Genomic DNA, 12,641 nt, shown 5'->3' with positions numbered 1-12,641 from the left:
TTTTCTTTGCGGCGGCGGCACTGCACCACGCCTGTGACCACAGATGCACTACAGAAAAACCACGCTTGTCCCACGCCAAAACCACAGCGTTTCTGCGGCGCCCGGCCAGTGGTGTTAACCCTTCATTCACCATGCGCTGACACTCTGCCCCCATGGCACAGCATGGCTTTCAGGATGGCTCCCTCCCTCTCTTTGCGCCCCAGGGCGACGAAGATGAGGCCGCTTTTGCCCCCCTGCCCGAAAAGCTGCCCTCTTACATTGCCGATCACCGAAAACGGCTGCGCGAACGGTTCATGGCCGGCGGGGCCGCCGCGATGCCTGACTATGAATTGCTTGAACTTTTGCTGTTCCGCGCCATTCCCAGACAGGATGTGAAACCCCTTGCCCGGCTGTTGCTGGATACATTTGGCGATCTGAACCGCGTCATCACCGCCCCGGTTTCCCGCCTGCAATCGGTCAAGGGCGTGGGCGAAGCCGTTGTTTGTGAACTGAAAATCTTTGAATCCGTGGCCCAGCGCATGATGCGCGCACGGGTGATGCACAAGCCGGTTCTGTCGTCATGGGATGCCCTGCTCGACTATTGCCACACCACCATGGCGCACCGCGAAACCGAACAATTCCGCATCCTGTTTCTTGATCGCAAGAACACCCTGATTGCCGATGAAGAACAGGCCAAGGGCACCGTTGACCATGTGCCGGTCTACCCGCGTGAGGTGGTGAAACGCGCCCTCGAACTGAACGCCTCGGCGCTGATTCTTGTTCACAACCACCCATCTGGCGACCCGACACCCAGTCAGGCCGACATCAGCATGACAAACCAGATAAATGAGGCTTGTCAGGTGCTTGGCCTGACTCTGCATGATCATCTGATCGTCGGCAAAAGCCGTGAGGTCAGTTTCCGGTCGCAGGGCTATTTGTGAAAACCGGCCTCAGCCACACCTCTACCCGCCGATTCAACCGCCGCCCCGCCGTGGTTTCATCGCAAGCCATCGGCAGCGCCTCGCCAAAGCCGATCACTTGGGGAATCTGCGTCTCGGCCATGGTGGGGGCCAGGGCTTTCAACTGCGCCAACACCCCCGCAGCGCGATCCTGGCTTAGCGCCAGATTGGCCGCTGCCGGGCCAGAACCGTCTGAAAAGCCTGCCAGAATCAGCGCCTTGCCCTGCAACACGCCGGCCTCGATCAACCGGGCCAGATCGGCAAGGTTGTCGCGCGAATGGGCATCCAGCGTGCTTGATCCATCTTGAAAGCGAAAGGTCAGCGACAACCGATCTGCCCCATCCATCACATCAACCAACCGCTTCAAATCAGCCAGCGACGTCTCGGCCCCCGCCCCTTGAATCGCATTGATCAGCCGCAAACCGTCGGCCGTCATCGGCTGACGCTCGGGCTGACGATCAATGAACCCTGCGGCAGCAACCGCGTTCTGCGCCAGAGGGGTGGCCAGAAACTCAAGGAATTCCCGCACCATAAGGGGAAGGCGCCGCTTGGGCGTCAGAAAATAGAACGGCAGCGCCAGAGGGTAATCCTCGGCCTTGACGGCCAGAGGGCTGGGCAGCAGCGGAAAGCCGCAACTGTCGGTCATCGGCAACAACCGCACCCCCCGCGCCCCGGCCCGCACCGTCACTGCCAACCCCCAGGGATCCGCCGCCACAGCAGCGCCAAGGCTGGCCAGATCGGGGTGCACCACGGCGGGCTGCAAGGCACGCCCCAGCCGCGCCGACAGGGCCCTTTGCAGGGGTTCATCCGCTGCAAGGCCGTGCAAGACAATCGGCATATCCGGCCCACCAATCGCGGCCCAGTTCTCAACGTCTCCCGCCAGCACGCGGGCCAGATCACGGGTTGAAATTTCTGGCGTCAGATTTTCGGGCGCGACAATCGGCACCATCGCATCCAACGCCACAGCCCGCGATCCAAGGCCGGGTTCCACCGCTGCGGCCAGGGCCAGGTCAGCCCGGCCAGCCAGCAAGGATTGGCGCGCTTCTTCCAGCGTATCGGGCGAAAAGCTGATGTCGGCCAAGGGCTTTTCAGTTTCAGGATCAAGCAGTTGGGCGCGATACTGCGTCTCGGTCGATTGATCGACATAGCGCAGCCCTCGCGCCTTGGCATAGGCTTGGAACAGGGGCGGCAGCAGGGCTTCGCCCACGCCGGGCAGCCCCGTCACACGAATATCGGCACGGGGGGCTGTCAGATCGGGGCAGGCCGGGCCCTCGCAAATCACGCCCGAGGCATCGACGGTCAGCAGGCCATAGCGGCTGTCGATCCGGTAAAATTCGCCATCAAAGCCCTGCAAGGCCCCGGAAATAGACAAGCCGCCCTCGCGGGCGGTCAATGTCACATCTTGGGCCCCGGCGATCTGCGGGATGATCAGCGCGGCACACAGCACCACACTCCGAAACTTGTCCCACATAGACCTGCCAACAACCCTTTACTTTGCTGCGGCGAGTTTCATGTCCTGGACAAGGTTTTTCAATACCAGAATGTCGCCGATGGCTTCACAACCGGGCATCGCCAGCGACAAATCGGCCAGATCGACCACACCTGCCTCGGCCATAACGGTTTCGCCAATGATTTCACGCCCACAGGTCGTCTCGGTCACCGCAGCCTCTAGCACGATTTCGGCATCCTGACCGGGGGCATAGGTAAAGACTTCTGCCAGCAAGGGCAGATCGGTCGTGCTGTCGCCCAACAGGGTCATGAAGGCGCCCTGACCGGGGGTTCCGGCAAAGGCCGCCGAATAGTGGCCGGGCTGGTTGTAACCTGCCCCTGACTCAAAGGCGTGCAATTGAAAGGCATCCGCATCTTGCCACTGCACCACAAAGCGGCGCAGTTGCGCGGCTTCGGGGATGGCGAGTTCTGCCTTTGCCCGATCGCCCGAGCTGAACAGAACCTCCACCTCGGCGGTTTGTGTCAGGGCCGGAAGCGCCCCGAAATACGCCCCGCTGGCCGATGTCTTGCCCGTGACCGCCACGCCGGCATGACGCAGGACGATACGCTCTTCGCTGTGGCAGGGCGCCAGAAGCGACAGGCCGATCATCCCGCCCGCTTGCGGGATCAACGACAGTTGAACAGGGCAATCCTGCACCTCCGGCGCGGCAGCAGCGACAGGGGGCTGCATCTCTGGTGCCGGGTCTGCGGCGGCCAGCACAGGGGCTTCAGGCGCAGGAGGCGCATCCACCACCGATACAGGCAGGGGCGGCAGTTCGACTTTTGGCGCGGTGGCTGGAATTTCAACCCGGTCCGGGCCGGCCGCCACGGACGTGATTGATGATACCGTCAGATCGGGCTGGGCGGCGGCCATACGCTCGGCCGCACGCTTTTGAACGACATGACCTGCCCCAAGCGCCAAAGCGCCGGTCGCGACCAAAAGCGTCAGCTTACGTTGCAGATTCATCATTCCCTCCACCACATCGGAACAGGGCTACTTTCGGGGGGAAAGCGGGCCTTTCGGTGGCAGTTCCGGGGAATGTTTCCGCCAAGCGGGGCAGAAATGGGGCAGCCAAGGCCGCCCCACCACCATCAGGCCAAGCGGCCGTGACAATGCTTGAACTTCTCGCCCGATCCGCAGGGGCAGGCGTCGTTCCGGCCCGGATTGCCCCAGGTGGTCGGATCGCTTTCATCAAAACCGGCAAGACGGGTTGGTGCGGCTTCGCCATCGGCCAAGGCCATGGCGGGGGTTGCTGCCTCGGTCGGCGCGGGGGCCTGTTGCTGCGCGGCAAGCTGGCCCATCATGGCCTGCTGCTCTGCCTCGGTCAGCGGGCGGATCATCGCCAGCTTTTGCGTCACATCCTGACGCAGCGAGTTCAGCATCGATTCAAACAACTGGAACGACTCGGTCTTGTATTCGTTCAGCGGGTCACGCTGGGCATAGCCGCGGAACCCGACGACCGACCGCAAATGTTCAAGCCGCAACAAATGCTCGCGCCATTTGCCGTCGATGGTCTGCAACAACACCTGTTTTTCGATGTTGCGCATGGTGTCGGGGCCAAAGGCGGCGGCTTTGTCGGCCATCTGCTTTGCGGTGGCCTCTTCCAGACGTTCCTTGACCACTTCCTGATCGACGCCCTCTTCTTTTGCCCAATCCGCCAGTGGCAGATCAAGGTTCAGCTTTTCGCGCACCGCCGTTGTCAGGCCATCCGTATCCCACGAGTCGGGGTAGGATTTCGGCGGCAGGAAGTCATCCACCAGATCGTCGATAACCTGTTGGCGCATGTCTTCGGCGATTTCGCCGATGTCCTGGGTTTGCATGATTTCCAGCCGCTGACCAAAGATGGCCTTGCGCTGGTCATTCATCACATCGTCGAATTTCAGCAATTGTTTGCGGATATCAAAGTTGCGGCCTTCGACCTTGGCTTGGGCACGCTCTAGCGATTTGTTGACCCAAGGGTGAACAATCGCCTCACCCTCTTTCATGCCCAGCTTCGACAGCACGGCATCCAGTTTATCTGAGCCGAAGATGCGCATCAGATCATCTTCCAGCGACAGGAAAAACGCCGAGCGACCGGGATCCCCCTGACGGCCTGAACGGCCGCGCAACTGGTTGTCGATGCGGCGGGATTCGTGGCGCTCGGTGCCCAGAACGAACAGGCCACCAGCGGCCAGAACCTTGGCCTTTTCTTCGGCATGTTCGGCTTCGATTCTGGCGCGCACCTCATCGGGGTGCAGATGCGGATCGGCGGCAATGGCCTCCATCACCTTCATTTCGACATTGCCGCCCAGCTGAATATCGGTGCCGCGACCCGCCATGTTGGTGGCAATGGTCACTGCGCCAAAGCGGCCCGCATCGGCCACGATCTGGGCCTCTTGCTCATGGTGGCGGGCGTTCAGCACGTTGTGCGGCACACCAGCGGCCTTTAGCAGCCCCGACAGGAATTCAGACTTTTCGATGCTGGTGGTGCCAACAAGGATCGGCTGACCCTTTTCATTGGCCTCTTTGATCGACTTGACGATGCCTTCGTATTTTTCGCGCGCGGTGCGATAGACGGCGTCATCTTCATCTTTACGCTGGATCGGGCGGTTGGTCGGCACTTCGACCACGCCCAGTTTGTAGATTTCCATGAATTCTTCGGCTTCGGTCGCGGCCGTGCCGGTCATGCCGGCCAGTTTGTCGTAAAGCCGGAAATAGTTCTGAAAGGTCACCGACGCGAGGGTCACGTTCTCGGGCTGAATCTGAACGCCCTCTTTCGCCTCGATGGCTTGGTGCAAGCCATCTGACAGGCGACGGCCACGCATCATGCGGCCGGTGAATTCGTCGATCAGCATCACTTCGCCATCGCGGACGATATATTGCTGATCACGCGTGAACAGCTTGTGCGCCCGCAGGGCCTGGGTGACGTGATGCACCAGCGAGGTGCTTTCGGGATCATACAGGTTCTGCCCATCTGGCAGCAGGCCCGCTTCGCGCAGCTTGGTTTCGATGAACTCGTTGCCCTCATCCGTGTAGGTCACGTTGCGGGTTTTTTCGTCCAGCTTGAAATGCTCATCCGTCACAAAGGGGATCAGCTTGTCGACACCCAGATACAGGTCTGATCGGTCTTGCGACGGGCCCGAGATGATCAGCGGGGTGCGCGCCTCATCAATCAGGATCGAGTCGACCTCGTCAACGATGGCAAAGAAATGGCCACGCTGAGCCATATCTTCGATTGAACCCTTCATGTTGTCGCGCAGGTAGTCAAAGCCCAACTCGTTGTTGGTGGCATAGGTAACGTCGCAGCGATAGGCGGCCTTTTTCTCGTCATCCGGCTGATAGGGATAGACCACACCCGTGGTCAGACCCAACATGCCGAAAACCTTGCTCATCCATTCGGCGTCGCGCTTGGCCAGATAGTCGTTCACCGTCACGATATGAACGCCCTTGCCTGCAAGCGCATTCAGATAGGCCGGAAAAGTCGCCATCAGCGTCTTGCCTTCGCCGGTCTTCATCTCGGCAATATTGCCCTGATGCAGGAAGATGCCGCCCTTAAGCTGCACATCAAAGGCGCGCAGGCCAAGGGCCCGCTTGGCGCCCTCACGGCAGTTGGCAAAAGCCTCTGGCAACAGATCATCCAGACTTTCGCCCGACTGGGCGCGGCGCGACAGCGCCTCGGTCTTGGCTTTCAATTCATCGTCGCTTAGCGCGGCGAATTCAGGCTCTAGCGCGTTGATCTTGGCGATCAACGGGCGAACCGACTTAACCTTGCGGTCATTGGGGGTGCCAAAGACCTTGCGCGCAAGCGAACCGAGACCCAGCATATTCTCTCCGTGGGGTTCTTGACAGGATCGTGTGAGGCAAGGGCCTTGCCCGCCCCCAACGCCTTCCATAGAAAGCCCAAGAAGGCCGGCCGGCCCCGTCGCATACGACCACAGCGATTTAAGGGACAGGCCCGGGATAGTCAATGTTTGGCGGGTCGCTGGCCCGTTCAGGAGGGCGTGAAGATGACGAAAATGACAGGGTTCCTTGCGGGCGTCGCACTGTCGGGGCTGCTGATGGCCCCCGCCATGGCACAGGATGCCGGAACCGTGGTGGCAACGGTCGATGGAACCGAGATCACCCTGGGCCATATGATCGCGCTGCGCGAGCAACTGCCCGCCCAATACCAGTCGTTGCCGGATGACGTTTTGTACAAGGGCATTCTGGACCAGCTGGTGCAGCAAACCGCCCTTGCCCAATCGGTGGGCGAGCCCAGCCTGAAAGACCGTCTGGCGCTGGAAAACGATCGTCGCGGCTATCTGTCGGGCGTGGCCTTGCAAACCGTAGTTGCCTCCTCGGTCACGGATGAGGCTTTGCAGGCCGCCTATGAGGCAAAGTTTGCCGATATGGCCCCGCAGAAGGAATATAACGCGGCCCATATTCTGGTGGACAGCGAAGAAAAGGCCAACGAGCTGAAGACGCAGTTGGACGGTGGCGCGGATTTTGCCGAGCTGGCCAAAGCCAATTCCACCGACACCGGATCAGGCGCCAATGGGGGTGACTTGGGCTGGTTCGGATTGGGGATGATGGTCAAACCCTTTGAAGAGGCCGTCGTCGCCGCAGAACCCGGCAAGGTGGTTGGCCCTGTGCAATCGCAGTTTGGCTATCACCTGATCATGGTCAAGGAAACGCGCGTGGCCGAGGCCCCCAGCCTGGACGAAATGCGGGATGAGTTGGCATCAGAGATCGAGCAGGCCGCAGTTCAGGCCCATATCACCGCCCTGACCGAAAAGGCCGACGTCACGCGGCCCGGTGACAGCTTTGACCCTGCCCTGTTGCGGGATGCCACTCTGCTGGATAAATAAGGATCAGATATCCTTTGAAAGGGAACGCCATGGGCAAAACTGATTGGAAAGCCGAAGCCAAAAGCCTGAAGAAAAAGGTCAAGGCGATGAAGGCCAAGCTGTCAGAAGCCCTTGGCGACATTGTGGAAGACGTTAAGGAAGAGGCGGGCGAAGTTGCTGGCAAAGTGGCGGCAGCCATCAAACCGGCAAAGCCTGTCTCTCCCTTGGCACCCAAAGGGGGGTTCCCCACCCTGCCCGTGATCAAGGGCGTTGAATTCGCCGCCGCCGAAGCGGGTGTGAAATACAAGAACCGCAAGGATGTGATGCTGATCCGCCTTGCGCCAGGAACCGCGATGGCGGGGGTGTTCACCCGTTCTTCCACCCGGTCGGGCTGTGTGCGGGATTGTCAGGACAAGCTGGCGCTGAAAGCCCCGGCCGATACCGGCGCGGCCATCATCGTCAACTCGGGCAATTCCAACGCCTTTACCGGAAAGGTGGGGGATGTTGCGGTTTCGGCTGTCACCTCGGGCGTTGCGACGGCACTGTCGCTGCCTGCAAGCCGCGTGTTTTCATCCTCGACCGGCGTGATTGGCGAGCCTTTGCCGCATGAAAAGATCACCGATGTGATCCCGCAGCTGGTGGCCGATCTGCGCGAAGATGCGATTGAAATGGCGGCCCACGCCATGATGACAACCGACACCTTCCCCAAAGGTGCATCCGCCACGATTGAGGGCGAAGGCGGCCCCATTCACATTGCGGGCATTGCCAAAGGGTCAGGCATGATTGCCCCCGATATGGCGACGATGCTGGTTTACATCTTTACCGACGCCAAGATCACCCCGACAGCCTTGCAAAAAATGCTGTCGCGGAATGTGGATGCCACCTTCAATTCAATCACCGTTGATAGTGACACGTCGACATCCGATACACTGCTGTTGGCCGCCACGGGGCAAAGCCCGGCCGCGCCGGTCAAGGGGGCTGTGGCCAAGGCCTTTGAGGCTGCCTTGCATGATGTGATGCGGGATCTGGCCCTGCAGGTGATCCGCGACGGCGAAGGCGCGACGAAACTGGTGGAAATCGCTGTCACCGGGGCCGCCACCGATGGCGATGCGGCCAAAGTGGCCTTTGCGATCGCCAACTCGCCCTTGGTCAAGACCGCCGTGGCAGGCCAAGACCCGAACTGGGGGCGGATCGTGGCTGCCATCGGGAAATCTGGCGCCGTGGCCGACCGTGACCGGCTGACGATTCGATTTGGCGATGTGATCGTCGCCAAGAATGGCTGGCGCTTTCCAAGCTATAAGGAAGAGGATGGCGCGGCGCATTTCCGTCAGGAAGAACTGCTGATCCGTGTGGATATGGGCCTGGGCAAGGGCAAGCGCAGCGTCTGGACCTGCGATTTGACCAACCGCTATATCGAGATCAACGCGGATTACCGGTCTTGAAGATCATTCTTGTTGCTGCCGTTGCGCTGATCGACCCAGATGGCCGGGTTCTGCTTGCGCAACGGCCAGAGGGCAAATCCCTGGCTGGACTGTGGGAATTTCCAGGTGGCAAGGTGGAGGCCGGCGAAACGCCCGAGGCTGCCCTGATTCGCGAACTGCATGAAGAGTTGGGCATCGAAACCTGGCAAAGCTGTCTGGCACCCCTGACCTTTGCCAGCCACAGCTATGATAACTTTCATCTTTTGATGCCGCTGTTCGCCTGTCGGCGGTGGAATGGGGTGGTTGAGGGGCGTGAAGGGCAGTCCTTGGCCTGGGTGCGCCCCGACAAACTGCGCGACTATCCGATGCCGCCCGCAGACTTGCCGTTGATTCCAATTCTGCGCGATTGGCTGTGATTTCAGAATTGTGTCTTTTTTATACATCTTTGGTGCTATCAGCGTAAATTTTCGGTAGTCGGCGAAAAAATTTTATGTATCGTCAAGTCAGTTACGCTGATGGGGGATTGGCTGATGCTGCGGACTATATCTGTCGGAAGTTGTGTTTCGGTTCAGGGGCTGCTTGTTCGCAGCCTTTCAGACGGGATGATCGTCGTAAAGGTTGATGAAAAACTGTTCGTTGGAAGGCCCGTTTCTTCGGTTCCAAGCGCGTAACAGGGTAAAGAAAAAGGGGCTGTGTGATCATCACACAGCCCCTTTTTTTAATGTTCAGCGCCGCCCTTAGGCCAGACTGCGCTGAATTTCTTCCCGCTCAAAGATCTCAATCACGTCGCCTGCGCGCACGTCTTCATAGCGCTCAAACGCCATGCCGCACTCTTGGCCGGACTGCACTTCCTTGACCTCATCCTTGAAGCGCTTAAGCGTCTTGAGCGTCCCTTCGTGGATGACCACGTTGTCGCGCAACAGACGCACACCCGCCGAACGACGAGCCACACCTTCGGTAACCAGGCAACCCGCCACGTTACCAACGCCCGTGATGCGGAACACTTCTTGAATCTTGGCATAGCCAATAAAGTTTTCGCGCACTTCGGCCTTCAGCAAGCCCGAGGCCGCCTGTTTGATATCGTCCAGCAGATCGTAGATGATCGAGTAATAGCGGATCTCGACACCCTTTTGCTGAGCCGAGCTGCGGGCCATCGCATTGGCACGGACGTTAAAGCCAATGATCGGCGCCTTGGAGGCATCGGCCAGGCTGACGTCGCTGTCGGTGATGGCGCCAACACCATAGTGCAAGACGCGCACACGCACTTCTTCGTTGCCAACCTTTTCCAACGCCTGAACGATCGCTTCGGCAGAGCCTTGCACGTCAGCCTTCAGGATAATCGGCAGCTCTGACACGTCTTGGTCAGCCTTGGCCTTGGCCATCAACTGTTCCAGCGTCGTGGCAGCACCCAAAGCCGCACGTTTGTCTTTCGCAGCTTTTTCGCGGTAATCGGCAATCTCACGTGCCTGGGCCTCGGTATCGACGACGTTCAGAACGTCACCCGCCGACGGCGTGCCAGACAGGCCCAGAACCTCGACAGGAACCGAAGGACCAGCTTCTGTGACCGTCTCGCCCCGATCGTTGATCAAAGCGCGAACCTTGCCCCACTGCTCGCCGACGACGAAGATGTCGCCCTTCTTCAGCGTGCCGTTCTGCACCAGAACGGTTGCCACCGGGCCGCGGCCCACATCCAGCTTGGCCTCGATCACTGCGGCCATGGCCGAGCGTTCGGGGTTGGCTTTCAGTTCCAGCAGTTCCGCTTGCAGAGAGATTGCTTCCAGCAGCTTGTCCAAGCCCATACCCGTCTTGGCCGAAACCTCGACGTCCTGCACTTCGCCCGACATTGCCTCGACGACAACTTCGTGTTGCAGCAACTGCGTGCGAACCTTTTGCGGGTCTGCCGACGGTTTGTCGCATTTGTTGATCGCCACGATCAGCGGCACATTGGCCGCCTTGGCGTGATTGATCGCCTCAATCGTCTGCGGCATGACAGAGTCATCCGCAGCCACCACCAGAACCACGATATCGGTCACATTCGCACCGCGCGACCGCATCGAGGTAAAGGCGGCGTGGCCGGGCGTATCAAGGAAGCTGATCACCGCACCATTGGCAGCGCTGACCTGATAGGCCCCGATATGCTGCGTGATGCCACCGGCTTCGCCCGACACAACACTGGTCTGACGAATCGCATCCAGCAGCGAGGTCTTGCCGTGGTCAACGTGGCCCATGATCGTCACGATCGGCGGGCGCGGCTGAAGATCTTCGGCCTTGTCTTGAACGGTGTCGATCACCTGTTCAACATCGGCATCCGAAACCCGCACGGCTTTGTGGCCGAATTCGTCGATCACAAGTTCGGCGGTGTCGGCGTCGATAGGCTGGTTCATCGTGACCATCATGCCCATCTTCATCAGCGACTTGACCACATCGGCGGCGCGTTCGGCCATCCGGTTGGCAAGCTCACTGACCACGATGGTTTCGGGAAGCTGGACTTCACGAACCTGCTTTTCAGCCTTTTGGCCAAAGCCCATTGCCTTTTGGCGGGCCTTTTCCTGCTTGCGCTTCATGGCGGCCAAGCTGCGTGTGCGACCACCTTCGCCTTCCAAGGCAGCGGACAGGGTCAGCTTGCCGGCACGACGGTTGTCGTCGCCCTTGGTCTTGTTGCCGCGATCACGCTCTTCACGCTCACGGTCGGTTTTGCGTTGCGCCAACGGCGGCTTGGCAGGGCCACCCGTGCGCGAATCGTCTGCCGCAGCAGCACGCGGCGCCGCCGCAGCAGGGGCCGCTGCCGCTGCCGCGGTTTCAGCCGCCACTTCGGCAGCCTTTTCCTCGGCCTGAACCGAAGCCCGCGACCGGGTGCCCAGGATTTCTGCTTTGCGGGCCGCCGCAGCAGCAGCCTTCGCCTCTGCAGCAGCGCGGGCGGCACGCTCTTCTTCCTCGGCCTTCAGGCGCAAAGCCTCTTCGCGGGCGCGATCTTCGCGCTCTTTGGCCTCGATCTCTTCGCGGCGGCGCTGGCGATCTTCTTCGCGCTGACGCTCTTCTGCCAGACGGCGTTCGGCATCCTCTGCCTCACGCGCCTTGGCGGCGCGCAAAGCCGCCAGACGGCGTTCCATCTCGGCATCGGAAATGCCTGCGGGGCGCTTGGACGGATCGCCAAGCGAAGGCGAACCTCCGCCAGCACCACCAGCCCCGGCTGCGCCCGGTTTTGCGGGAACGACAACGCGCTTGCGCTTCGTTTCCACCACAACACTCTTCGTCCGGCCGTGGCTGAAGCTTTGCTTCACCTGACCAGAACGGGGTGCGCCACCCAGACCAAGGGGTTTCTTGCCGTCTGTATCGCTCATGCGTCCTTCGTATCCTTCCCGGCGATCAATTCGCCGACCTGCTGGCCGTCTGCCCCACGCAGACCGGCAAGCCTTGCCGCTTCCTCTACAACACGGTTGCTGAGTCCACCAGCCGCAAGCGCGGCGTGTATCGCACGTTCGCGGCCGAAAGCCAAACCCAATTCCCCTGCGCTCAGGCAGGAAATCAGGGATTCTTCACCATTCGGCGGCCGCAGCTTCTCGCGCCCGCGTTCTGATCCGTCATTGGCCTGTATCAGCACCTTAGCCTGACCTTTGACCAACCAATCCTTCACCTTTTCAAAGCCACAGACCGCGCTGCCAGCTTTGCGCGCCATCGACAACAGATCGACAACACGCCTGACCAACAAATCCTCCACCAAGGCTGAAAGCCCTTCGGGGGCAGTAACGGGCTGACGAGCAGCCCGGCTGAACAGGTTTTTCTTCACCGCCCGATCAAGGGCGGCTGTAGTCGCGGACACATAGATGCCACGGCCTGGCAACTTGCCCAACAGATCGGGAACCACCATCTGGTCAGGGCCGATCACAAACCGGATCAACCCCGCCTTTGGCTGGCTTTCCCCCGAGACAATGCACTTGCGCTCTGGGTCTTCCCGCAATTTATCCCGGCCGCCGCGTGTCAACGCGTG

At 60.4% G+C, this 12,641-nt stretch carries 9 protein-coding genes; 4 read left to right on the top strand and 5 right to left on the bottom strand.

The window, feature by feature from the left end; genetic code table 11:
- Nucleotides 1–152 precede the first annotated feature (152 nt).
- Nucleotides 153–920 (top strand): RadC family protein, encoded by a 768-nt coding sequence (radC, locus tag V3C85_RS02285; RefSeq protein WP_331793454.1) that lies wholly within the window; start codon nucleotides 153–155, stop codon nucleotides 918–920.
- Here the strand turns inward: radC and V3C85_RS02280 are convergent.
- The 3 genes from V3C85_RS02280 to secA all read right to left on the bottom strand — a co-directional run bounded on the left by V3C85_RS02280 (nucleotide 892) and on the right by secA (nucleotide 6,230).
- Nucleotides 892–2,409, bottom strand: coding sequence for a phosphate ABC transporter substrate-binding/OmpA family protein (locus V3C85_RS02280; protein ID WP_331793453.1), 1,518 nt, complete (start codon nucleotides 2,407–2,409; stop codon nucleotides 892–894). The genes radC and V3C85_RS02280 overlap by 29 nt on opposite strands.
- Nucleotides 2,410–2,427: 18 nt before the next feature.
- Complete coding sequence (locus V3C85_RS02275; RefSeq protein ID WP_331793452.1) at nucleotides 2,428–3,393, bottom strand: hypothetical protein; 966 nt, start codon at nucleotides 3,391–3,393, stop codon at nucleotides 2,428–2,430.
- A gap of 125 nt (nucleotides 3,394–3,518) precedes the next feature.
- Entirely contained in the window at nucleotides 3,519–6,230 is a 2,712-nt protein-coding gene (gene secA, locus V3C85_RS02270) for a preprotein translocase subunit SecA (protein ID WP_331793451.1), read from the bottom strand.
- Nucleotides 6,231–6,413: 183 nt separating this feature from the next.
- Here secA and V3C85_RS02265 point away from each other — a divergent pair, with 183 nt between their 5' ends.
- The 3 genes from V3C85_RS02265 to V3C85_RS02255 are packed head-to-tail and all read left to right on the top strand — an operon-like array spanning nucleotide 6,414 to nucleotide 9,069.
- On the top strand, nucleotides 6,414–7,253 hold the full coding sequence (locus tag V3C85_RS02265; RefSeq protein WP_445941966.1) for a peptidylprolyl isomerase: 840 nt from the start codon (nucleotides 6,414–6,416) through the stop codon (nucleotides 7,251–7,253).
- 29 nt (nucleotides 7,254–7,282) lie between these two features.
- On the top strand, nucleotides 7,283–8,674 hold the full coding sequence (gene argJ, locus V3C85_RS02260) for a bifunctional glutamate N-acetyltransferase/amino-acid acetyltransferase ArgJ (protein ID WP_331793450.1): 1,392 nt from the start codon (nucleotides 7,283–7,285) through the stop codon (nucleotides 8,672–8,674).
- Entirely contained in the window at nucleotides 8,671–9,069 is a 399-nt protein-coding gene (locus V3C85_RS02255; RefSeq protein WP_331793449.1) for a (deoxy)nucleoside triphosphate pyrophosphohydrolase, read from the top strand. Before argJ ends, V3C85_RS02255 begins: the two co-directional genes overlap by 4 nt.
- Before the next feature lie 321 nt (nucleotides 9,070–9,390).
- Here the strand turns inward: V3C85_RS02255 and infB are convergent, their stop codons facing one another.
- Nucleotides 9,391–11,994, bottom strand: coding sequence for a translation initiation factor IF-2 (gene infB / locus V3C85_RS02250; protein ID WP_331793448.1), 2,604 nt, complete (start codon nucleotides 11,992–11,994; stop codon nucleotides 9,391–9,393).
- The gene (locus V3C85_RS02245) at nucleotides 11,991–12,635 is read right to left on the bottom strand and encodes an RNA-binding protein (protein WP_331793447.1); all 645 of its coding nucleotides are present in this window, start codon (nucleotides 12,633–12,635) and stop codon (nucleotides 11,991–11,993) included. Before V3C85_RS02245 ends, infB begins: the two co-directional genes overlap by 4 nt.
- Between the last annotated feature and the right edge of the window lie 6 nt (nucleotides 12,636–12,641).

The sequence above is a fragment of the Pseudotabrizicola sp. L79 genome, assembly GCF_036553525.1.
Taxonomy (GTDB): Bacteria; Pseudomonadota; Alphaproteobacteria; order Rhodobacterales; family Rhodobacteraceae; genus Pseudotabrizicola.
The sequence above is the reverse complement of the archived record's forward strand: the minus strand, read 5'-3'. Positions and strand labels throughout refer to the sequence as shown.

Bases quoted from the DNA above. Each gene is read 5' to 3' on its own strand.
- argJ (WP_331793450.1), top strand. From the start codon at position 7,283: ATGGGCAAAACTGATTGGAAAGCCGAAGCCAAAAGCCTGAAGAAAAAG.
- V3C85_RS02265 (WP_445941966.1), top strand. From the start codon at position 6,414: ATGACGAAAATGACAGGGTTCCTTGCGGGCGTCGCACTGTCGGGGCTG.
- V3C85_RS02275 (WP_331793452.1), bottom strand. From the start codon at position 3,393: ATGAATCTGCAACGTAAGCTGACGCTTTTGGTCGCGACCGGCGCTTTG.
- radC (WP_331793454.1), top strand. From the start codon at position 153: ATGGCACAGCATGGCTTTCAGGATGGCTCCCTCCCTCTCTTTGCGCCC.
- infB (WP_331793448.1), bottom strand. From the start codon at position 11,994: ATGAGCGATACAGACGGCAAGAAACCCCTTGGTCTGGGTGGCGCACCC.
- V3C85_RS02280 (WP_331793453.1), bottom strand. From the start codon at position 2,409: ATGTGGGACAAGTTTCGGAGTGTGGTGCTGTGTGCCGCGCTGATCATC.
- secA (WP_331793451.1), bottom strand. From the start codon at position 6,230: ATGCTGGGTCTCGGTTCGCTTGCGCGCAAGGTCTTTGGCACCCCCAAT.